The 22,666-nt window shown below is 73.3% G+C and carries 16 protein-coding genes; 2 read left to right on the top strand and 14 right to left on the bottom strand.

Annotated elements, in window-relative coordinates; translation table 11 throughout:
* The first annotated feature begins 219 nt into the window (after positions 1–219).
* Complete coding sequence (locus AB0I29_RS24190; protein ID WP_285107677.1) at positions 220–1,170, top strand: phosphatase PAP2 family protein; 951 nt, start codon at positions 220–222, stop codon at positions 1,168–1,170.
* Between the two features lie 65 nt (positions 1,171–1,235).
* Here AB0I29_RS24190 and AB0I29_RS24185 read toward each other — a convergent pair whose 3' ends face one another.
* The 8 genes from AB0I29_RS24185 to AB0I29_RS24150 all read right to left on the bottom strand — a co-directional run bounded on the left by AB0I29_RS24185 (position 1,236) and on the right by AB0I29_RS24150 (position 12,910).
* Positions 1,236–2,690: a S1 family peptidase gene (locus AB0I29_RS24185; RefSeq protein WP_357486492.1), complete on the bottom strand. Its 1,455-nt coding sequence runs from the start codon at positions 2,688–2,690 to the stop codon at positions 1,236–1,238.
* A 168-nt stretch (positions 2,691–2,858) separates the two neighbouring features.
* Positions 2,859–3,980, bottom strand: a complete 1,122-nt coding sequence (locus AB0I29_RS24180) for an alpha-lytic protease prodomain-containing protein (protein ID WP_357486490.1) — start codon at positions 3,978–3,980, stop codon at positions 2,859–2,861.
* 217 nt (positions 3,981–4,197) lie between these two features.
* A complete protein-coding gene (locus AB0I29_RS24175) occupies positions 4,198–5,139 on the bottom strand; it encodes a LysR family transcriptional regulator (RefSeq protein WP_285107671.1) in 942 nt (313 codons plus the stop codon).
* 137 nt (positions 5,140–5,276) lie between these two features.
* Positions 5,277–6,860, bottom strand: a complete 1,584-nt coding sequence (locus tag AB0I29_RS24170; protein ID WP_357486488.1) for a methyltransferase — start codon at positions 6,858–6,860, stop codon at positions 5,277–5,279.
* A gap of 17 nt (positions 6,861–6,877) precedes the next feature.
* The gene (locus tag AB0I29_RS24165; RefSeq protein WP_357486486.1) at positions 6,878–8,035 is read right to left on the bottom strand and encodes a hypothetical protein; all 1,158 of its coding nucleotides are present in this window, start codon (positions 8,033–8,035) and stop codon (positions 6,878–6,880) included.
* A 78-nt stretch (positions 8,036–8,113) separates the two neighbouring features.
* Complete coding sequence (locus tag AB0I29_RS24160) at positions 8,114–8,443, bottom strand: CD225/dispanin family protein (RefSeq protein WP_285107666.1); 330 nt, start codon at positions 8,441–8,443, stop codon at positions 8,114–8,116.
* A gap of 67 nt (positions 8,444–8,510) precedes the next feature.
* Complete coding sequence (locus AB0I29_RS24155) at positions 8,511–10,142, bottom strand: M20/M25/M40 family metallo-hydrolase (protein ID WP_357486483.1); 1,632 nt, start codon at positions 10,140–10,142, stop codon at positions 8,511–8,513.
* A 185-nt stretch (positions 10,143–10,327) separates the two neighbouring features.
* On the bottom strand, positions 10,328–12,910 hold the full coding sequence (locus AB0I29_RS24150; RefSeq protein WP_357486481.1) for a M14 family zinc carboxypeptidase: 2,583 nt from the start codon (positions 12,908–12,910) through the stop codon (positions 10,328–10,330).
* Positions 12,911–13,025: 115 nt separating this feature from the next.
* Here AB0I29_RS24150 and AB0I29_RS24145 point away from each other — a divergent pair, with 115 nt between their 5' ends.
* Positions 13,026–13,604: a DinB family protein gene (locus AB0I29_RS24145; protein WP_285107661.1), complete on the top strand. Its 579-nt coding sequence runs from the start codon at positions 13,026–13,028 to the stop codon at positions 13,602–13,604.
* A 105-nt stretch (positions 13,605–13,709) separates the two neighbouring features.
* Here the strand turns inward: AB0I29_RS24145 and AB0I29_RS24140 are convergent, their stop codons facing one another.
* The 6 genes from AB0I29_RS24140 to AB0I29_RS24115 form a co-directional block, all read right to left on the bottom strand.
* Positions 13,710–16,013, bottom strand: a complete 2,304-nt coding sequence (locus tag AB0I29_RS24140; protein ID WP_357486479.1) for a sodium-translocating pyrophosphatase — start codon at positions 16,011–16,013, stop codon at positions 13,710–13,712.
* A gap of 187 nt (positions 16,014–16,200) precedes the next feature.
* Positions 16,201–16,968, bottom strand: coding sequence for a haloacid dehalogenase-like hydrolase (locus AB0I29_RS24135; protein ID WP_357486477.1), 768 nt, complete (start codon positions 16,966–16,968; stop codon positions 16,201–16,203).
* Entirely contained in the window at positions 16,965–18,479 is a 1,515-nt protein-coding gene (locus tag AB0I29_RS24130) for a helix-turn-helix transcriptional regulator (RefSeq protein ID WP_285107656.1), read from the bottom strand. The genes AB0I29_RS24135 and AB0I29_RS24130 overlap by 4 nt, the downstream gene beginning before the upstream one ends.
* Positions 18,480–18,887: 408 nt before the next feature.
* Positions 18,888–20,282: a M18 family aminopeptidase gene (locus tag AB0I29_RS24125; protein ID WP_357486475.1), complete on the bottom strand. Its 1,395-nt coding sequence runs from the start codon at positions 20,280–20,282 to the stop codon at positions 18,888–18,890.
* Between the two features lie 26 nt (positions 20,283–20,308).
* A complete protein-coding gene (locus AB0I29_RS24120; RefSeq protein WP_357486473.1) occupies positions 20,309–21,997 on the bottom strand; it encodes a hypothetical protein in 1,689 nt (562 codons plus the stop codon).
* A complete protein-coding gene (locus AB0I29_RS24115) occupies positions 21,994–22,578 on the bottom strand; it encodes a sigma-70 family RNA polymerase sigma factor (protein WP_285107652.1) in 585 nt (194 codons plus the stop codon). Before AB0I29_RS24115 ends, AB0I29_RS24120 begins: the two co-directional genes overlap by 4 nt.
* Positions 22,579–22,666: the final 88 nt, after the last annotated feature.

Raw genomic sequence — 22,666 nt, 5'->3', positions numbered from 1 at the left:
CGTGCGCCGGGTGGCGTTGGAGAGTTCACGGTACGCCAGGCACGACGGATCGCACCCTATCCGGGCTCACAGCGGCACGCCCGGCGGTTTCACATGACCGTGGTGATTTTCACTCGTGGCGTCAAAGACACCGGCGTCACGGACACGTGGCGGCAAGGACACGGGGAGCCTCACACCAGCGACACGGTCTCTTCAGGAGGCTCCTCTACGGTGGAGCCCATGACCGACCGCACCCTCCCGCGCCGCGACCTGCCGCGACCCCCGCACGCCGGCGATGTCGGCAGCGTCGGCAGCCCGATGCCCGGCCGGACGGCGGGCCTCCGGCCCCGGGTGGTGCCGCGCGTCGCGGCCGCCGTGGTCGCGGTGCTCGCGCTGTGGGGCGTGTGGGCCACCTGGGACACCTTCGTCGGCTCGGGCCGCGGCCAGCACGCCGACCAGCTCGCGCTCGAGGGCGCGGCCACGGGGCAGGGCGTGCTCTGGGAGCTCGCCGAGCCGGTGCTCGGCGTGGTGTCCAACTCGTTCGTCGGCCTGGGCCTGGCGGTCGCCGTGGTGCTCGCGCTGGCCCGCGGCCGCTGGTGGCTCGCGGCACAGGTCGCGATCCTCGTGGCCGGCGCCAACCTCACCACACAGCTGCTCAAGCACGTGGTCCTCGACCGGCCGGCGCTGCTCGACATCGCGCGGGCCGACATCAACACCCTTCCCAGCGGGCACACGACCGTCGCGGCGTCCGTCGCCGCCGGGCTGCTCATCGCGGTGCCGCGGCGCTGGCGCCCGCTCGTCGCGCTGGCCGGTGCGGCCTACACGGCGGCCACCGGGGTGTCCACGCTGATCGGGCAGTGGCACCGGCCGTCCGACGTCGTCGCCGCGATCCTCGTCGTGCTCGCCTGGAGCGCCGGCGTGTGCGCGCTGAGCTCGCCGTCGTCCCTGGACGAGCCGCGCACCGGCGCGGAGCCCGGGTCGTCGGGCGTGGCCGGGCTGCTCCTGCTCGGCGCCGTCGTCTGCGGCGCCCTCGGCCTCGGCGCGCTGGGCAGCGTGCGCGGCTACGGCTGGGGGCTGCCGATCGGCGGCGACCTCACGGCCTACATGGGCGGGGCGCTCGGGGTGGTGGCCGTGACGCTCGGCTCGTTCGCGCTGATGCTCCTGGTCCGCCAGTCCACGGCCCGCCCCTGAGCCCGGACCGGGTCAGACGCCCGGGCCACATCAGTGGCCTGGGCGTCTGACCTGTCAGGCGGAGATCACGGGGTGGAGTAGCCGCCCGTGTACGAGCCCGAGCCCGAGTACGACTCCACGATCCAGCGGTAGGTGCCGGCCGTGCCCGAGTAGCTCACGCTCTCGTCGGGCGACGACGTGATGCCCTGGGCCACGGTGACCCAGCTGCTGCCGCTCACCTTCTGCAGGAACAGGTCGAAGTCGGCGCCGGTGGGGCCGTCGAGGCAGCCCGTGATGGTGCCGGACGACGCCGAGAACCCGCTGCTGCTCGGCTTGTAGGTGTAGGCACCGTTGGTCAGCGAGCCGCTGAACGCCGTCTCCTGGCTGGCGCACCCGGTGGGCGGCGTCGTGCCGCCCCCACCCGTGATCAGCGTGACGCCCGCGGCGCTGAGCGCCTCGTTCACCGGCTGGAAGTAGGTGGTGCCGCCCGAGGAGCAGTTGCCGGAACCACCGGAGGTCATGCCCTGGGCCTGGGTGCCGGCCAGCAGCGAGCCGCCGGAGTCGCCGGGCTCGGCGCAGACGTTGGTCCGGATCAGGCCCGAGACGGTGCCCTCGGCGTAGGTGACCGAGGCGTTCAGGGCCTGGATCGTGCCGCAGTGCCAGCCGGTGGTGGAACCGGAGCGGCAGACGGTGGCGCCGACCGCGGCCGCCGTCGAACCGGCGACGTTCACGGTGCCACCGCTGTAGTTGTTCACCGCGCCGACCGGGGTGTCGTCCGTGCCGACGTTCACGTAGGCGTAGTCGTTGCCCGGGAACGAGGAGGTACGGAAGGTGCCGCTGGGGCTGGTGGTGGCGTTGCCGACGTCGCCGCAGTGACCCGCGGTGACGAAGCCGCCGGTGGCCGAGAAGCCGACCGAGCAGCGCGAGCCGCCGATGTAGTAGGCGTTGCCGCCGATCACGTTGATGAAGGTGCGGGGCATCTCCGCCACCTCGACGAGGGAGACCGAGCCCGCCGCGACCCCGGCGTCCGCGACGGCGGCGGCCACGGCGGCCTTCGCCCCCTCGGCCACCTCGAGGACCACGGCGTTGGACTCGACGTCCACGTAGGCGCCGGCGACGTCGGCCCGCGGGGCCGCCCGGTACGCCTTCGTGGCGAGCCGGTCGAGCTGCGCCAGGGACTTGTCGACGGTGACCGCCGTGGCGCCGGCGGCGCGGACCTCGGCCGCCCCGGCCTTGTCGGTGACCGCGACGAACAGCTCGGAGCCGTCCACCCACGAGCCCGCGTAGCCCTTGTCGAGGGCCTTGACGATGGAGTGCTGCTTGTCGGACAGAGCCTCGTCCGTCTTGAGGCGGTCCACGGCCTGGGAGGTGGTCAGGCCGAGATCGCGCTCCAGGGCCGCGACCATTCCCGGGGCGTAGCTCGTCACCTCGGGCTTGTCCGCTCCGGCAGCTGCGCTTGCGGTAGCAGCGGTGATGCTGCCGGCGAGAAGCGTCGCCGCGGCTGTGGCCACGGTGATCGCCTTGAAGGATGTGCGTCTCATGTCCAGCGACTCCTTGTCGTCGGGGCAATGGATTCACCCAGTGCGGCACAGCGTATGGTCGCTTTCAGGCAACTCCCAGATACCGGTTAGGACATATCGGAGCAATATGCGGACATGCCGCAGAGCGGGTAGGGACTTCCCCTACCCGCCCCGCGGTTCCTCAGGACGTCAGTTCGTCAGGAGCGACACCCCTGCCGCGCTCAGCGCCTCGCCCACCGGCTGGAAGAAGGTCTGGCCGCCGGAGGAGCAGTTGCCCGAGCCGCCGGAGGTCATGCCCTGCGCCTGCGAGCCCGCGAGCAGCGAGCCGCCCGAGTCGCCGGGCTCGGCGCACACGTTGGTCTGGATGAGACCGGAGACGCTGCCCTCGGCGTAGTTCACCGTGGCGTTGAGCGCCTGGATCGTGCCGCAGTGCCAGCCGGTCGTGGAGCCCGAGCGGCAGACGCTGGCGCCCACGGCGGCGGGCGTCGAACCCTCGACGGCCACGGTGCCGCCGGCCCAGTCGTCGACCACGCCGACCGGGGTGTCCGAGTCCACCGAGACATAGCTGTAGTCGCTGCCCGGGAACTCCGAGACCTCGAAGGTGCCGCTCGGCTCGCTCGCCGAGGAGCCCACCGAACCGCAGTGCCCGGCGGACACGAAGCCGCCGGTGACGGCGAAGCCGACCGAGCAGCGCGCGCTGCCGTCGATGAAGTACGCCTCGCCGCCGATCACGTCGGCGAACGTGCGGGGACGCTCCGCGGACCGCGTCAGCGAGACGACGCCGGCGGGCACGCCCGCCTCGGCCACGGCGGCCCGGACGTCGGCCTGGGCGCCGTCGACCACGTCGACGACGATCTCGTTGGTCTCCACGTCCACGTGGTACGAGGTCACGTCGGCCGGGGACAGCGCGCCGTCCAGGTCCGCGGTCCAGGCGTCGAGGGCCGTGAGCGAGTGGTCCACGGTCACGGGGGTGGCCCCGGCCGCGCGGACGTCGGCCGCCTCGGCGGCGTCGGTCACGGCGACGTGCAGGGTGTCCGCACCCTCGACCCAGGCCCCGGCGTAGGAGGCGCCGAGCGACTTCTCCAGGCTCTGCTGCGTGTCGGCCAGGAGCTCCTGCGCCTGGAGCTGGGCCACGGCGTCCGCCGTGCTCAGGTTCAGGTCGCGCTCCATGGCGGAGACGAGACCCGGCGTGTAGCCGGCGGTGGCGGCCTCGACGTCGGACGGTGCGGCGGCGACGGCGCTGATGGTGCCGGCAAAGAGGCCCACGGTGGCGGTTGCCACGGCGACGCCCCGGAGGGAAGTGCGACTCATCTCCAGCGACTCCTTGGATCGGAGAGGGTGAAGTTCCACCCGCGGGTGATTTTTCACCCGCCCTGCCACCGTAGGAGGAGATGGACTTCACGCCCAGATCACACTCAGGTCATACATATTTCCTATGGAGGGCAAACCACGTACGAGGTTCAGCCGAGGCATGACGAGTCAGACGTACAGGTCACTCCTGTGACCTGTACGTCTGACACGTGGTGAATCAGCCGAGCATCCCGTACATCGCCAGCCACTGCTCGTACTGCGGGCTGCGGCGCACGGCGTCGCGGTGGGCCCGGTGGGCGGCGCCCTCGACGGCCTCCAGGTCCACCCGGAGGTCGGCGTCGTGCCGCCAGCCCAGGTAGTGGGTGCGGCGCAGGGGCGCCCCGGACAGGGGGACCGTCGCCACCCCCGGCGGGTCCGGCTGCCCGGGCTCCACGAGCGCGACGGCGCGGCCGGCCCGCACCTGGTCGACGGCGGTGGTCCACTCGGCCTCGCCCATGCCGCGCGGCGTGAACCCCGCGCGCACGCACGCCGACACGAAGCACTCCTCGAGGCAGCCGTGCGACGGCACGCAGAGCCACTGCTCCTCGGCCAGCTCGGCGAGGGACACCTCGGGCTTGCCCGCGTACGGGTGGTGCTCGTCGATCAGCACGAACATCGGGTCGGTGCACACTCGCGTCCACGACACCTCGACCGCCGCCGGCGGCGAGACGTCGGAGCACATCCCGACCAGCCCGACATCGATGGTGCCGCGGGCGAGCCGGGACGCGACGTCGTCGGGCAGCGGGGGCATCGCCGTCGTGACCTGCGCACCGGGCATCCCGATGTGCAGCTGGTTGACGAACAGCCCGCCCAGCCCGGTCCCGGTGATGCCGACCCGCACGGTCTCGCCGTGGGCGACGTCGCCGTTGACGAGGCGTTCGGCGTCGTCCGCGAGGGCCGCCATGGCGGGGAGAAGCACGCGAGCGTGCCTGAGCACCAGCTCACCGAGCTCTGTCGGTCGCGCACCGAACCGGTCGCGGACGAAGACGTTCCCGCCCAGGGACCGGTCGATGCGGTTGAGCTGCGCGGTCAACGCCGGCTGCGCGATGCCGAGGGCAGCGGCCGCCTTCGTGACGCTGCCCGACTCGGCAACAGCGACAACCATCCTCAAGTGCCGCATGTCGAGTTCCACACGGTGGAAAATATCTGTCATAGCCGGATATGTCTCGGGCATCGACAAGATTTATCGGTCTTCGACAATTCCGTTACGTCCCGGTAACGGCGCGCGGCCCGCAGCGCCGGCCGAGGCGCTCGGGCTCACTCCTCCAGAAAACCGTCCCTGACCAGTCCCCGGACGGCCGGGAGCAGCTCGGCCGCCAGCGCGTCCGCGGGCACCTCGAACAGCGACGCGAGGGCGCCGACGATCTGCCCGACCGACAGCTCGCCGTCGCACGCGCCCACGAGGGCCGCGAGCGGGCTCGACGCGTGCACGCCCCGCCCCAGCCCGTCCCCCTGCCGCAGCACGACGACGTTCGGGTCGGCGGCGCCCGGCGTCAGGTAGCGCTCCTCCGTCACGTCCGCGGCCGTCACGAGGTGGGCCGCGGCGAGCGCGGCGTCGTCCCGGGCCGCCAGCCAGTCGTGCCCGGCGAGGCTGCGGGCGATGTGCGCCCCGAGCGGCTGGCGCACCGACCCGGTGTGCTCCTCCAGGCGCCGCAAGGTCACGGCACCCGAGGCGGGCCGCCGGAGAGTCACGATCCCGAAGCCGACGGCCTCGACGTCGCGGGAGGCGAAGTCGTCGAGCCACGCGCCGTACGCGGCGGCCCAGGCGTCCGGCTCGCGGTCGGGCGTGGTCCCGCCGTCGCGGATCCAGGTCTCGGCGTACTCGGCGGGGTCGAGCACCTCGCGCTGGATGATCCAGCCGTCCAGGCCCGCCTCGTCGAGCCAGCGGCCCACCCGCTCGGCCCAGGGCTCGCCCCTGCGGTGCTCCCAGTTGGCGAGGAGCTGGGCCGTGCCGCCCGGGGCGAGCACGTCGCCGACGCCGAGCACGAGGTCGCGCACCAGGTCGTCGCCCGCCCGGCCGCCGTCGCGGTACTCGTAGTCGCCGATCGCGTCGGCCACGGCGCGGCCGGCCGCCCCGGCGTGCGGCGTGATGACGAACGGTGGGTTGGAGACCACGAGGTCGAACCGCTCCCCCGCGACCGGCTCCAGCAGGGACCCGTGCCGCAGCTCCAGCTCGGCCCCGTCCGGCTGGTTCAGGGCGGCGTTGAAGCGCGCGAACGACAGCGCGCGCCGCGAGATGTCGGTCGCCACCACCTGCCGGGCGTGCCGCGCCGCGTGCAGGGCCTGGATGCCGCAGCCGGTCCCCAGGTCCAGCACCCGGCCGGTCGGGTTGCGCACGGTCACCTGCGCGAGCGTCAGGGACGCGCCGCCCGCGCCGAGCACGTGGTCGGTCGCCAGGCGGCCGCCGGTCGCGAGCTCGCCCAGGTCGGAGGCCAGCCACCAGCGCGCGTCGCCGACGGCGTCGACCGAGGAGTAGGGGTGCAGGTCCACGACGGCGCGCACCTCGTCGTCGTCCCCGGAGCCCTGCGCGGTGACCAGGCCCAGCCGCTCCGCCCCGGCCGCGCCGGTCGCGGGCAGCGCGCGGTCCACCGCGGCGCGCGGCACGGCCGCGCCCAGCAGGAAGAGGGCGGCGAGGGTGGCGCGCGGGTCGCGGTCCGACGGCGGCTTGCCGGCCGTCGCCGCCGCGACCGCCCGGCGGGCCGGCAGCGCCTGCTCCCGGTGCAGCGCGGCCGCGGCGAGCGGCCCGAGGACGTCCTCGACGCCGTCGACGTCGTAGGCGGAGGCGAGCAGGTCGGCCCGGAGGGAGGCGACGAGGGCGGGGTCGGTCACAGGAGGCTGCACGGGCCCATCCTGACGGGCTACTGCCGGCAGTTCGAGTTGACGTAGAGCCCGATGGCCTTGGTCGCCTCGATCATCGCCTCGGTGTCGAGCTCCTCCTGCGCGCCGCCGACCGCCGAGAGCACGGCGGGGCCGTCGTTGGCCTTCACCTTCTCGATGTTGTTCGCCACGGTCGAGTAGTAGGTGAACGCCACCGCCCAGTCCGCGGAGATCGCCTCCGGCGGCGTCACCCCGTCCAGCGCGTTGCGCGCGTTGATGAAGCCCTTGCGCAGCGTCTCGGGCTGGTCCTCGACCATCGCCGACTGCGCGTTGGCGGCCTGCGTCCACGCCATCTGCGTCTGCGCGCACGACGCGGCGTCCGCCGACGACATCGCGCCGCCCGACGAGGGGAGGTTGTCCATGCCCCAGCCCGTGCCGAGGCCCAGCACCGCGGCGATGACGCCGGCCAGCACCAGCACCATCGGCCGGTCGAGGAACGGAGGCAGGCCGCGGCGCAGGGTCCGCTTGATCTTGCGCTGCTGCGCCGTGCTGGGGGTGGGGATACGACCCCGGGGGCCCTTGCCGGCCTTCGTGGAGCCCGGACCGCGGGACGGGGGCGTGCTCGTCGCGGCCGGGACGTCGTCCTCCGGCAGCGCCTCCTCCGGGGCCCCGTCGGCCGCAGGGCCCACGTTCAGCGGGAAGCCGCCCGCGGGGGTGGGGGCGGTGTCGTCCTTCGGCGCGCCCTTGGCACCCGACTTGGCGCCCTTGCCCTTGGAGCGGGACTTGCCGGCCTTGCCGCTCTTGCCGCCGGCGTTCTTGCTCCGGCCCCGGGCCGCGGCGGGTTCCGCCGCCGCCACGGAGCCCCACGGGTTCGCGTCGCCCTCGGGCTCGCCGGGGGCGGCGTCCTCGCCGTCGACGACGACGGGTGCCGGTACCGGGCCCCACGGGGATCCGGTGCCGCTCTCCTCGGCCGGTGCGGGGTCGGCGGGGGCGGCGGACGCACCCGCGCTGCCCCACGGGCTGGGCGTGGCGGTGTCGTTCTGCGCGAGCCCCTCGGCCCACTCGAGGGCGCTGGCACCGGGGGCGGCCTCACCCGCCGCGAGGCTCTCCGCCCAGGTGAGGGCGTTGCTCGCGGGGGGACCACCGGCGCGGGAAGCAGCACGACCGCCCCGCGAGCCCTTGCGCCGTGTCGCACTCATAGCCGCGCACTTTACCCGCAGAACCCGGGAGGACAGGAGGGGCAATCGTGTGATAGCTGACGAACTGTGGGTGAAGTGCTACCCGTTCAGGTAGGCGATGCTCGACCAGAACACGACCACGACCAGCATGACCACCCAGATGGCGAGCGACCACAGGCCCCAGTTGCGCGCCCGGCGGGACGCCTTGCGCGCCTTGTCGTGCTCACCCGTCTTCCAGTGCGCGTTCACGCGCGACGCATTCACGAGCGCCACGATTCCCGTGGGCCAGACGCAGATGGTCATCAGAATGCTGAACACGAGGTACGACCGCGGCGGGTACTGCAGCTGCGCGGGGTACGTGTGGACGTTGACGTTCACGGGCGAACGCGACCCGCCGGGCGTGCCGGACGGTGCTGCGGAGCTGCTCATGAAAGTCTCCCTCGCCGATGTAGAGGGAGAACTTAGTCCAATTTCGGTGATTTGTTGAATGCCCAGGTCAGGCCGGGATCTTGCGCAGCACCTCACGATAGAAATGCACTCCGCGGCTCAGGGAATCAACCGTCAGGTGCTCCCCGGTGCCGTGCGTCGACTGCCGCTGCTCACGCGTCATGACGAACGGGCTGAACCGGAAGACGTGGTCGCTGATCGGCGTGAACCGGCGCGCGTCGGTGGCGGCGACCGTCACGTAGGGCGCCACGACGGCGTCCGGGTACGCGGCCCCGATCGACTCGCTCAGGAGCGCGAACTGCTGGCTGTCAGTGGGCGAGACCTCGCTGGGCTCGCTGCTCTCCACGACCTCGATCTCGACCCGCTTGTCCCGGATGACACGGCGCAGCCGCGCGACCGTCCGGTCCACGGTGTCGCCGAGCGCCACCCGGACGTCGAGGCGGGCCCGGGCCGTCGTGGCGGCGGTGCTCGCGCCGGGGCTGCCCTCGAGCTCGGTGACCGCCACCGTGGTGCGGACCGTCGCGACGGCCTCGGGGCCGCCTCCGGCCAGCACCCAGGCAGCCAGCTTGCGCAGCGGCCCGGCCGCGGTCCTGGCCGCGAGCCGGAGCGTGGCGCCCTTGAGACCGGAGGCACCCGGGGCCACCTTGCCCAGCATCTCCACGGTCGGCGCGTCGACCCGCGCCGCGAACCGGTGCCGGCCCACGCGCGTCACGGCACGGGCGAGCCGCGTGGTCGCGGTCCACCGCCCGGGCGTGGCCGCGTGGCCGCCGACGTCGGTGGTGTAGAGGTTGATCCCGACCAGGCCCTTCTCCGCGACGCCCACCAGGGCCGTCTGCCGGTCGACGCCGGGCAGCACGTCGGTCGCGACGGACCCGCCCTCGTCGATCACGAGCCACGGCCGCACGCCGAGCTCGTACAGGCGGCGGACGGCGATCTGGGCGGACTCGCCGACCGTCTCCTCGTCCGCGCCGAAGAACAGCCAGATGTCGCGCTCGGGCACGAAGCCCTCGGTGAGCAGCGTCTCGACGGCGTCGAGCACCGCGACCAGCCCGCCCTTGTCGTCGAGCGTGCCGCGGCCGTGCACCACGCCGTCGCGGATCTCGCCCGAGAACGGGTTCCCGGACCAGTCGACGGCCCGGACCGGTGCCACGTCCTGATGCGCCATGAGCACCACCGGGTAGGGGTGCAGCACGTCCTGCCGGCCCTTGCCGGGCCAGCGGTAGAGCAGGCCGTGGTCGCCCGCCGGCTCGCTCTGCAGGGCGTGCACGCGGGGGTAGAACGTGGCCAGCGCGGCCCGGTGCCGCGCGAACGACTCGTGGTCCAGGTACTGCGGGTCCCACACCGAGACGGTGGGGATCTGCACGAGCGACGACAGGTGCCCCGCGGCGATGTGGCCGGCCGACGTGTGCCGGTCGCCGTACGGCTCCGACGGGACGAACGGCGAACCCGGGCGCTTGGACAGGACGGCGTCCGGCGCGGCGGGCTGCTCGGTGACCGGCTGCTCCTGCCTGGCGTCCGGCGCCTTCCTGGCAGCGCTGCGTTCCGGCGCGGTGCGCACCGTGCCCGCCGGGGCGCTCGTCGCCTCGCGCTCGGGCGGCGGGGCCTGCCGGGCTGCCGCCTTCGCGATCAGTTCGGCCGTGACCTGAGGAATGGCCTCGGTCGGGTCGATGTCGGCACTCACGGGACCTTCTCCTGCTCCGGGTCCCACGTCGGGGCCCCCTGCGTCGGGGCTCCCGTCCACGCCCGCGGACCACGGGGCGTTCGGGAGCACAACACGGCAGACGATAGCGGCAGCACCCGGTTTTCCACATACCCCTGGTGATCCCGGACGCGCCGCGGACCGCACGGATCAGACGTCCGCGGTGGTCACGACGCGGCCCAGTGGATCGCCGTCCCCGCCTGGCTCAGGCCGCCCCGGGGATGGGTGCGGAAGAAGACCGAGGTGCCGAACACGAACGCCCGCGCGTGTCCTATTTTGCCGGATACGGCAGCAATCTGCCCATCGGCCGCCTCCGGCCCGTCGCCGTCCTCCGAGGGCGTCCAGTGGCCGGCGAGAAAGCTGCCGTAGGTCAGCTCCGCCGTGGTGCCGGGACCGAGGTCCGTGAACCACACGGCCGGGTAGACGAACCCCTGCTCCTGCGGGTGGTCGTCCAGCACGTCACCCGCGGTGTCGGTCTCGATGATGCCGTTGCCGTCCGCGTCGCCCGTCACCGCGGTGCCGCTGACCAGCCCGTACGACTCCGCGGCCGCGAACGCGCCGGCCCCGCGCCCGACGATCGCGCCGCCGTCGCGCAACCAGGACCGGACGTACGCGTGGCCGGCCGAGCCCGCGGGCAGGTCCAAGGATGAGCCCACCCACAGGACGTCGGCGCCCTCGAGGCCGGTCGGGCGGCCCGCCGCCGCGCTCGTGCCGATCCCTCGCGCCGAGACCGCGACCAGGTCGTCGAACCCGAGCGCCATGAGCGACAGCCGGTCGTCCTGGTCGCCCACGTAGGCGACCGTCAGGTCCTCGGCCGGTTCCCCGGCCGCCCAGTCGGCGCGCGACGCCGCCGCGAAGTCTATGCCGTACCGGTCGGCCACGTGATGGGCCGCCCCGTGCCCGCGCGGCCCGACGACGGCGCGCCCGTCCACCGTGAGCCGCACCGCGACGCCCTGGTCCAGCAGGTCGTTCAGGGCCCGCTGGTCCGCGACGCCGGCCAGGTCGAAGCCGACGTAGGGCTGCCCGTCCGGGACGCTGCCGCGCCCGCGCCCCGCGAGGACGGGAACGGTCCGCCCCACCGGGCCGTCGGTGGTCGCGCCCACCCGGTCCACCGTCGCGCCCCAGAGGGCCGCCAGCGACCACGCCGAGATGTCGTACATGGCGGGCACCGTGGCGGAGATGTCCGAGCCCGGGCCGAGCAGCGAGCTCGCCAGGCCGCGCAGCGGCTGGTGCAGGTCCACCACGTACGAGCCGGCGGGATAGGTGGTGCCCGTGCCCGGGAGGTGCGCGGGGGCGGCCAGCCGCCCCACCTCGATGCCGTGGAACAGCAGCGTGTCCACGAGGTCCTCGGCGTCGCTCGCCGACCGCTGGCCAGGGCCCACCGGGATCACGTACGCGCGCGGCAGGCGCACCGTCTCCTGGTCGTCCGCCCGGTCCCAGAGCCGCTTCCACTCGTCCGGGCCGGGTACACCGGCGATGTTCCGGGTGGTCAGCGCGACCTTCGGCGCACCCGCCACCCCGCGGCGGAACATCTCGACCTGGTTCGCGAGCATGGCGTCCGAGTGGGTCCGGACGTAGTCGATCATCGACGTCATCGTCGTGACGGCTACCTCGGTGTCCACCGCCGAGTCGGCCCGCGTCGTGGTGGGGCCCGTGCGGCCCAGCGGCAGCTCGACCGTGCTGGTCACCGCGCCCTGCAGCGACGCGTACTGCGCGGTGAAGACCGGCGGGTAGTCGTCCCAGCCCGACGGCGTGTCCCGGTACGGGATCTTGACGAACCCCGTGTCCTCCTCGACCGCGTCGCCCGTGCCGGGGTCGTAGGAGGTGTTGCCGTCGATGTCGGCCGCGACGACGTCGTCCTCCACCTGGCGCGCGATCGCGTAGGCGTGCGGCACGAGCAGGTCGTACTCGTAGCTCGCGCCGTGCGGCGGGCCTGCCGGCTCGACCTGGAGCACGTCGGTGTAGCCGTGGAAGTCCGCCGCGAAGAGCGGCTGCACCGCCTGCACGGTGCGGGCGTACGAGCGTGCCTCCGGGGTGGCGAGCGTGATCATGTCGCGGTTCGCGTCCAGGCCCAGGGACGTCTCGCGGGTCGCGTGGGTGCGCCCGTCCGGGTTGAGCGTCAGGCTGAACACGAGCCGGTGGTGCGCCAGGGTCTCCCGCGTCGCGCGGTCGTCCGCCGTCGCCAGTCGCTCGATGACGCGCAGCGCGGCGTCCGTGCCCTCCCACTCGTCGCCGTGGATGTTCGCGCTCATCCAGATCGGGGTCTTGTAGCCCGCGCGCAGGGCGGTGTCGCGCGCGGCGCGGTCCGGCCGCTCCCGGATCTCCGTGCGCCAGGCGGCCTGCCGCGCGGTCTCCGACCGCCGCTCCGGCGCCGTCACGGTGACCAGGTAGAGGTCGCGGCCCTCGGTCGACTGCCCCACCACCTGCGTCGAGACCCGGTCGCTCCGGTCCATCAGCCGCGTCAGGCGCGGGGCCAGGTCCGCGTGGCTGACCGTGCCGTTGCGCTCCGTGGCGTCACGCGCGTTCGCCGGGTAGACCCGCAGGTCAGGCTGGTACGGGTACGACGTCGGCAGGCGCAACCCGGCCCGGGCGCTCGGCACCGGCTCGGGCGGTACGTAGGAGGCGACAAAGGCGCCGGGGTCCGTGGGGCCGTCCGCCGGGCCGGTCCGTGCCACGGCGGGCGCGCCAAGGGCGCCGACGGCGAGCGTCGCGCCGGTCAGCGCGGCGAGCAGGCGAGTACGAACGAGCAACGGTGCCTCCCAGCGACAACCCGGCCCAGTCTGGACCATGACGCGGGCGAAGTGGGAGCGAACCCTGGCCGGGTATCTCGTTGACCGTCCCGGGACCGGAGGGTGCACTGGTTCCATGACGACAGAGCGATGGACCTCGGCGACCGTCTACCCCGACATGTGGGCGGACCCCGACGACGACCCGCGCGAGGCGCTGGCCAACCCGGTCGGCGAGAAGGAGACCCTCTGGAACTACCTCAAGCACTACCGGATCACGCTGGAGATGAAGTGCGACGGGCTCGACGCCGAGCAGCTCGCCCGCCGGTCGGTGCCGCCGTCGACCATGTCGCTGCTGGGGCTGGTGCGGCACCTGGCGCACGTGGAGCAGACCTGGTTCCAGCGGGTGCTGCGGGCGCAGCCGGACCTGCCCAAGCTGTTCGGCAAGTCGCCGGAGAACCCCGACGCGGACTTCGACGGCTCCGTGGCCGACCCCGCCGTCGTCGAGGACGCGTGGGAGAGCTGGCGGCGCGAGGTCCGGGACGCCGACGCCTGGATGGAGACCCTGTCCGAGGACGGGCTGGGCGAGACCGTCGCGCACCACGGCGAGCAGATCCCGATCCGGGACGTGCTGGTGCACATGATCGAGGAGTACGCCCGGCACGTGGGCCACGCCGACCTGCTCCGCGAGTGCGTGGACGGCCGCGTGGGCCAGTAGGCCCGTCCGAGCCCTGCCGAGGCAGAACCGCAGCGAGGTGGAACCCTGGCAGTCTCGCCAGGGTTCCACCTCGCTGCGGTGCTACCTCGCTGTGCTACCTCGGCGTCAGACCGCGGCGGCCGCCCGGTCCTGCTCCGCCTGCTGGGCCGCGTCGACGCGGGACGCCCGCACGCGGGACCAGATCACGGCGCCGAACGCCACCGCCGCCGCCACCAGCGCGATGCCGATGCGGAGCGCATGGTTGGCGTCGTCCGGGACGCTGATCGCCACCACCGCCGGGGCGATGAGCAGAGCGACCAGGTTCATCACCTTGATCAGCGGGTTGATGGCCGGGCCGGCGGTGTCCTTGAACGGGTCGCCCACGGTGTCACCGATGACGGTGGCCGCGTGCGCCTCGGACCCCTTGCCGCCGTACTTGCCGTCCTCGACGATCTTCTTCGCGTTGTCCCAGGCTCCGCCCGAGTTGGCCAGGAAGATGGCCATGAGCACGCCCGTGCCGATGGCCCCGGCCAGGAACCCGGCCAGCGGCCCGACGCCGAGCCCGAAGCCCACCGCGATGGGCGCGAACGCGGCCAGCAGGCCCGGGGTGACGAGCTCGCGCAGCGAGTCCCGGGTGCAGATGTCCACGACCTTGCCGTACTCGGGACGCTCGTCGAACGTCATGATGCCCGGGTGCTCGCGGAACTGGCGGCGCACCTCGAACACGATGGCGCCCGCGGCGCGGGTGACGGCGTCGATCGCGAGCCCGGAGAACAGGAACACCGTGGCCCCGCCGAGGATCACGCCCACGAGGGTGACGGGCGAGATGATCTCGTAGCTGAGCATCGAGGTCACGAGGCCCGAGCCGACGTTCCCGACCTGGGCGAGCGCGTGCGACACGGCGTCGGCGTACGAGCCGAAGAGCGCCGTGGCGGCGAGCACTGCCGTGGCGATCGCGATGCCCTTGGTGATGGCCTTGGTGGTGTTGCCCACGGCGTCGAGGTCGGTGAGGATCTGCGCGCCCTCCTCGTCCACGTCGCCCGACATCTCGGCGATGCCCTGCGCGTTGTCGCTGACGGGGCCGAACGTGTCCATGGCGACGATGACGCCGACCGTGGTGAGCAGGCCGCAGCCGGCGAGGGCCACGAGGAACAGCGCGAGCGGCACGGAGCCGCCGGCCAGCAGGAACACGCCGCAGATCGCGGCGGCGATGATGCCGGCCGTGTACACGGCGGACTCGAAGCCCACGCCGATGCCGGACAGGACGACGGTCGCGGCGCCCGTGCGGGACGTCTCGGCCACGTGCAGGGTCGGCTTCTTGTCGGTGCCGGTGAAGTAGCCCGTGACCCAGAGGATGACGCCGGCGAGCACCACGCCGACGAGCACGGCGAGGGCGGACACGACCCGCGGGTCGGCGGTCACGTCGGTGAGGTCGGCGGTGCCGGTCATCTGGTCGAACGAGGACGGCAGGTAGACGAAGGCCGCGATCCCGGCCAGCACGGCCCCGACGACGGCCGAGATGTAGAAGCCGCGGTTGATCGCGGTGAGCCCGCTCTCGGACCCGCGCACCCGGGTGATGAAGACGCCCAGCAGCGCGACGAACGCGCCGATCGCGGTGACGATCAGCGGGAACACGAGCCCCTGCTCGCCCATGGCGGCCTTGCCCAGGATCAGGGCGGCGACGAGGGTCACGGCGTAGGACTCGAAGAGGTCGGCCGCCATGCCGGCGCAGTCACCGACGTTGTCGCCCACGTTGTCCGCGATGGTGGCCGCGTTGCGGGGGTCGTCCTCGGGGATGCCCTGCTCGACCTTGCCGACCAGGTCGGCGCCGACGTCGGCCGCCTTGGTGAAGATGCCGCCGCCCACGCGCATGAACATGGCGAGCAGCGCGGCGCCGAAGCCGAAGCCCTCCAGCACGGCGGGCGCGTCGACGTCGTACACGAGCACGACGAGCGCGGCACCGAGCAGGCCCAGGCCCACCACGGACATGCCGACCACGCCGCCGGTGCGGAAGGCGATGCGGGCGCCCTCGGCCCGGCCGCCCGGGCGGGTCGCGGCCGACGCGACGCGGACGTTCGCCCGGACCGCGAGCCACATGCCCAGGTAGCCGATCGCGGCGGAGAACCCGGCGCCGAACAGGAAGGCGATCGAGCGTCCGACCCGCACGCCGCCGTCGCCCGGCAGCAGGAAGAGCAGAGCGAACACCACCGCGGCGAACAGCACGAGGGTGCGGAACTGCCGCTTGAGATAAGCGGAGGCGCCCTCCTGCACGGCCTGGCCGATGTCCTGCATCTTGGCGGTTCCATCAGGCGCGGCGAGCACCTGGCGGCGCAGCACGAAGGCGCACCCGAGGGCAGCGACCGCGATGACGGCGATCACCGCCACCGTGGTGTAGCTCCCTGCGCCGAAAACAATGCCGTCTTCGAGCATCCGTCCTCCTCGACGAGCTCCGGGGCTGTTCCCCCAGATATGAAATGCCCGGCACGGGCTTGACCCGTGCAAGGCCGATGCGACCCACCAGCAACGTCGATGGCGGGAAGAGACCAGAGTCTACCCACATGTGACGACAGTCACTATGTCGGAACATCAAGGTCGCCGCACCTGGATCGGACTGCCCCTACACGGGTCCCGCGGTGTCGGTGAGCACGCGGATCTGCTGGATCAGCCGGCCCGGGTCGGTCAGGTCGGGGAGCACCACGTCGGCCCCCGCCTCGGCGAGCCGGTCCGCCGGCGTCGTGCCCGAGGCCACGGCCACGACGGACGCGCCGCCCTCGAGCCCGGTGCGCACGTCCTCGAGGGAGTCCCCGACGATCACGGTGTTGCCCTTGTGGAACGTGCTCTCGTACCGGTCGCCGGCGCGCCGCTGGGCGACCGCGACGAGCGCCGGGCGGTGCGCGTCGTCGGACGAGTAGCCGCCCACCGCGGTGTCGAGGTACTGGTCCATGCCGAAGACGCCGAGCTTGATCCGGGCGTTCTCCTCGAGGTTGCCCGTCAGGACCGTGGCCACCAGGTCGGGCTCGGCCGCTACCGCCTTGAGGGCACCCATCGCCCCGGGCAGCACGGTCCCGAGGCGGCGCACGTCGTCGGTGTGGGCCGCGAAGCGCACCGGGACCGCCGCGAGCATGCGCGGCAGCAGGCGCTCGGCCTCGTGCTCGGGCACCCCGTTGTCCGCCAGCAGGCCACGGATGGCCAGCGGCATCGTCACGCCGGTGCCTTTGGCCGGGAGGCGTTCGGCGGGTCGTCCCACGACCTCGGCGAACGCCTCCCGGTATGCCGTCCGGTCCACCTCCCCGACGTAGACGAGGGTCCGATCGATGTCCCAGAGCACCAGGGCCCTGGCATCGCCGGTCCGGACGTCGCCACCGGAGGTGGGCGGGGCGGTCACGACGCCAGTGCCGCGATCCGCTCGGTCAGCACCCGCGCCCCCATGCCGGAGCGCCTCGTGGAACCGCCGCGCCGCAGGTCGGCGGACAGGTCCCGCAGGTGCTCCCGCAGCCGCGCCGACTGCACGGTCTCCGCGATGCTCACCGCCTCCTCGCCCGTGGCGCAGGCCGCGTCGAGGTCTCCGGCCCGGGCGTGCGCCTGGGCCGCCCGGCTGAGGAACAGACCGTGCGTGCGGCGCTCGCCCGCCCGCTCGGCCCGGATCGCGTGCCCGAAGCTCTCCACGGCGCGCGCCGTGTTGCCGAGCGCCAGGTGGGCCGATCCGGCCTGCCCGTGGATCTCGCCCTCGTTCATCCAGTACAGCCAGTGCGGGTCGTCCTCGCCGCGGCCCCGGGCGCACAGCTCGGAGGCCTCGCCGAGGGCCCGGCGCGCGGCCTCGCCCTCGCCCGCGGCCGCGTGCCCGCGGGCCTGCCGGGTCAGGAGGGTCGCGGAGAGGTGCGGCGCGTCCAGGCGGGCGATCCGACGCCGGCCGGCCTCGGCCGCACGCACCGCGTCCCGCGGGTCGCCGCTGGAGTAGCCGTGGATCGCGAGGTAGGACAGTGCGCCCGCGCCGAGCCGGTCGTCGGCGGCCGCGTGCGCGGCCCGCAGGCCGGCGAGCATGTAGGCGCGTGCCGAGTCCGTGCGCCCGGCGTCGAACGCGAACCAGCCCGCCTGCGTGGCGGTGTCCGCGGCGACGGCGGCGAGCAGCCGGCCCGTGACCTCGTCGTACGTGCTGCGCTCCAGGATCCGGACGACGAGGGCGAGGTGGGCGCGGGCGAGGTCGGCGACTGCGCCGCTGCCCGAGCCCTTGTCCATGACCCGCAGCTCGTCGAGCGTGCCCTGCAGGTGCCCGCAGAGCTCCAGCGACACCCGGGTGCCGACCGTGGCCCGGCGAAGCGGCTCGGCCTGCTCGGCGTCCCAGCGCTGGATCATCGAGTTCAGCGCGATGCCCGATGCCGGCCGCGGTGTGTCGGTGCCGGCCGCGTCGCTCATCGCGTTCGCCGACACGGGGCCGTTCGCGTCCGAGGGCAGCCAGTCCGCCGTGCTGTCGGCGACGTGCGCCAGGCGGAGCGCGGTGAGCATGCGGTCGGCCGTCCACGGCAGCGCGGGGTCCGGCGCCGTGGGGGTCACGACCACCGGGGCGCTGCTGACCTGGCCGGACGTCGTCGCCCGTGCGGGCTCGGCGGCGTCGGGCAGCGGGCTGATCCCCGGGAGCGGGAGCCGCACCAGGTCCGGCGGCGTGCCCAGTCCCGTGAGGAACTGGACGACGCGCGAGACGTCGGTCAGGCGGCGGTCACCGCACTCCAGCATCGACAGGTAGGACTGGCTCAGCCCGGTCAGGGCTGCCACGTCCTCCTGCCGCAGCGGGACGAGCTGCCGCACCATGCGGCTGACCTGACCGAAGTCCCAGTCGGCGAGCGCCGAACGGACTGCTTCGTCCTGCCAGACCCGGGACGGCACGCTGGGCAGCGACACCACGGGGACTGACTCGGTGCGCCGGCACGCGGCACAACGGGCTTCGGAGTTGTAGCGGCTGAGGACACAGCCGCATCGGGCGCAGGTGCGTACGGTTGCACGAGGCACAGGGGGCTCCTGATGGTCCGGCATTTCTCTTTTGCCGAGTTCACGGCTCTGGATGACCACAGTGGTATCACCCCCACGAGGTCCATGCATCTGGACGGTACTAGGTATTTTCTTCCAAACCGATGAAGTGCGAGGACTGGACGTTTTCGCAGGTCAGGCCGGTTCTTTCTTGGACAAACGTCCAAGTCCTGTCCGCATTGCGCCAAATGTATACCCGGACAGAACCAACGGAAACATGCAAAAGCGCAGGTCGCCCCGATCAACCGTCCTTCTCGCCCCGTTCCGGGACGATTCGACTTTTCACCCCCCGAGGACGGCCCTCATCGCGCGCGAGAGGTACCACGGATCGACCACCGCGGTGAGCTCACGGGCCGAGTGCATCGACAAAATTGGCACTCCGACATCCACAGTGCGAATGCCCAGCCGGGTCGCCGAGATGGGTCCGATCGTCGACCCGCACGGCACCACGTTGCTGGAGACGAACTCCTGGGTGGGCACCCCCGCGTCCCGGCATGCGGCGTTCCACGCTGCCGCGCCGTGCGCGTCCGTGGCGTAGCGCTGGTTCGCGTTGATCTTGAGGATCGGCCCGCCCCCGGCGACGGGGTGGTTGGCCGGGTCGTGCCGCTCGGGGTAGTTCGGGTGCACCGCGTGCCCGACGTCGGACGACACGTGCAGCGACGCCGCGAACGCGCGGGAGCGCTCCTCCGGCGTGGCGCCCAGGGCCGTGGAGACGCGGACCAGCACCTCCTCCAGGAACGGGCCCGCCGCGCCGGAGCGGGAGGCGCTGCCGATCTCCTCGTGGTCGAAGGCCGCGAACATCTCGACGCTCGTGGCGCCCTCGCTGCCGGCGCCGTCGGAGGCGGCCGCCGCCCGGCCGAGCAGCGCCGTCAGCCCCGCGTGCGTGGAGAGCAGGTTGTCGAGCCGCGCGGACGCGAACAGGACCTGCCCCGCGCCGAAGGCCCGGGCCGGCTGCGTCTCCGCCAGCACCACGTCGTAGCCGCCGATGTCCGCGGGGTCGACGCCGGCGTCCGCCGCGAGCGCCGCCAGGACGTCCGCGCTCTGCGCGTCGCCGAGGCCCCAGACGGGCTGGGTGTGGCGCTGCTTGTCGAGGGCGAGCCCGTTGTCGTTGACGCCCCGGTCCAGGTGGATCGCGAGCTGCGGGATGCGCAGCATCGGGCCGGTGCGCACCAGGTGCTCGGTGCCGTCGTGCGTGACGATCCGCCCGGCCAGCTCCAGCTCGCGGTCGAGCCAGGAGTTGAGCAGCGGGCCGCCGTACACCTCGACCCCCACCTGCCACCAGCCGCCGGCGCCGCGCGTGGTCGGCTTCGGCTTGAGCTTGAAGCCCGTGGAGTCGGTGTGGGCGCCCACGATGGTGAACGGCGTGGTGGGGCCGGCGGCGCCGGGCACGGTGAAGACGATGACCGAGCCGTCGCGGACCACCACGTAGCGCCCGCCCCGGGTGACGTCCCAGGCGGCGTCCTCGGCGAGGCGGGTGAAGCCCGCCGCCTGCGCGCGCCGGGCCACCTCGGCCGCCGCGTGGTAGGACGACGGCGACGCCGCGATGAACTCGCCCAGGTCGGCCGCGTGGGCGCGGGCCTCCTCCGGGACAGTCGCGGGCTGGACGGCAGCGGACGGGGCGGGGTTCTCGGGGGTCACCGGCCCATTATCTGCCGAGGTGCCAGGCGCTCGGGTCATCCGGGTGACCCGAGCACCTGAGGTGGTCAGCCGCCCGTGGTGTAGAACAGCCAGTCGCCGGACATGGTGATGCCCACCCGGGGGCCTCGGTAGCCGCTCGCCCGCTGGTTCTGGCTCTCCTCCTCGGTGAGCACGCCCGCGGCAACCAGCTCGGCCCACGCATCGTCCGAGCTGCGGAACTCCTCGGTGACGACCCGCGGCCAGACGAGCGTCGCGTCCGGCCCGCCGTCGTCCGGGAAGGCGGGGGTGGTGGAGCTCACCAGCGCGGCAAGCTCCCGGTAGCGTCCCGGGTCGGACTCCGGCAGCGCGAAGGTCTGCTCCGGCGCCTCCGTACCGGACATCACCTCCGTACCGTGCTGCCTCGCCAGCGCGACCAGGGCGTCGACGTTGCAGACCTGTGCCAGCACCGTGATGTTCCCGACCGTCGCCGACGTGCTCTGGGTCAGTTCGAAGTCCGTCCCGTACTCCGGCTCGAACCCGCTCGCCGAACACTCCGGCCCCGTGTCCCCGCCGACGGGAGTCTCCGGTTCCAGGGACACCCAGAGCCGGGAGACGCCGTCGGCCACCTCGGGCAGCCGGATGTCGATGGTCTCCCCGCTGCGGTAGTCCGACAGGGCGCCCACGGCCGACCCGGCCTCGAACCCGTCGCAGGTGATCTGGGTGGCCGCGATCACCTCGCCGGTCGACGGCAGCACCAGCTCGATCGGGAGCATGTCCTCCGGGTCGGAGCTGGCGCACGTGCCCATGACCCGCATCGGAGTGTCCGACGAGTAGTCGCGCTGGGTCATCTCCGCGGTGACCAGGTCGGTGGTGCGGTCCAGCTCGAAGCGTGAGATCTGGCCCTCGACGGGTCCGGGGAGCTCGACCGCCGGTTCGGCGGCACGGGGCTCACCCGGGCTGTGCACGCCGTCGGCGCCCAGATGGATCTGGATCGGGTCACTGACCGTCGTGGCCCACCGACCATCGATCCGCGGGAAACCCACCACGCGCACCTCGTAGTCGCCCTCGGGCAGCGGTGTCTGCGACTCGCCGTCGGACGGCGACGGAACGCACGACGTCGTCGGGCCGTCCAGGGCCGCCACGGCACCCGGACCCGCGCCGAGGAGCGGTTCCGGCAGCACCTCGTCCGCGTCCCACTGGTCGAAGACGTCCCGGCCCAGGTCGACCACCACACCGGCCTGGCTCCACACCAGGACCGGCCTGACGTCGAGCGCGCCCTTCCCCTCCGCGAACCGCGCCGCGGCACCCCAGTACTGCGAGCGCTCGCCGCCCTGTTCCTCGGTCACCGTGTAGACGTCACCGGCCGCCGCCACCGACCAGCCCTGCGCCGTGGTCTCCAGGTCGGCCACCGGCATGCCGCACGTCAGGTCGCTCCAGTCCAGCCACGGCGGCTGGTAACCCTCCCGGACCTGGAACGCCGGCGCGGACGTGGGGGATCCGGGCAGCACCTCGGCGTCGTCCGGCGGCGCGAGCTGCGTCGCGCCCAGCGCCACCACGGCCGCCACCGCCAGCGCTCCCCCACCCAGCCCGCCCAGCTTCGCGCCTCGACGCAGGCGCACCCGCTTGCTCATGGCCGGTATCGCCGCCGCGGGACCGCTGGGCGACGCCGGGTCCACGCCGTCCGCCATCGCACCGAGGGTCTGCGCCAGCAGGCCCGTCCCCACGGGGTCCACCCAGCCGTGGTCCTGGTCCCTGGCGTCGTCGTGCCGGTTCATCGCTTGCTTCCTTCCGTCGTCGCGTCCACTGGTTCGAGCACGTCGCGCAGCGTGCGCAGGGCGTCGTGCAGGTAGCGCTTGACCGTGCCCGGCACCGTGCCCATGGAGTCCGCGACCTGCGCGATCGTCATGTCCTCGAAGTAGCGCAGCACCACGGCCGCGCGCTGCCGGGGCGCGAGCCGGGCCAGCGCCTGCACGACGTCCGCCCGCGCCGTGATCCCGGAGTCGGGGAACGGGACGTCGTCCACGGCGACGCGCGGGGCGATGTCCGCCCACCGCTTGGTCCGCCGCCAGCCGTCCAGGTACAGGTTCAGCACCATCCGGCGCACGTACGCCTCAGGACGCTGCACCGCCCAGCCCCGGCCCTCGCCGTCGTCCCCGTCCAGGGGCACCGCACGCATGCCCGACGTCGCGCGGCCCCGCCGCCCGCCCCGTCCCACCAGACGGGAGCAGTACCTGACCAGTGCCTCCTGCACCAGGTCCTCGGCCTGCCGCACGTCGCCGCACAACGTGTAGGCGTACCCCACGAGCGCTCCGCCACGTCGAGTGGCGAGCAGCTCCAGGTCTTCGTGCCAGCCCATCACCGGCTCCTTCCTGCCGTCCTGACCATGTCGACGAACCAGGTCGCCAGGAGGTTGTGACGCGTGCGGAACCATTCTGTGGGCCGGG

The sequence above is a fragment of the Promicromonospora sp. NPDC050262 genome, from assembly GCF_040655935.1.
Lineage (GTDB): Bacteria > Actinomycetota > Actinomycetes > Actinomycetales > Cellulomonadaceae > Promicromonospora.
Note: the sequence above shows the minus strand (reverse complement) of the source record. Positions and strands in the feature narration are given on the sequence as shown.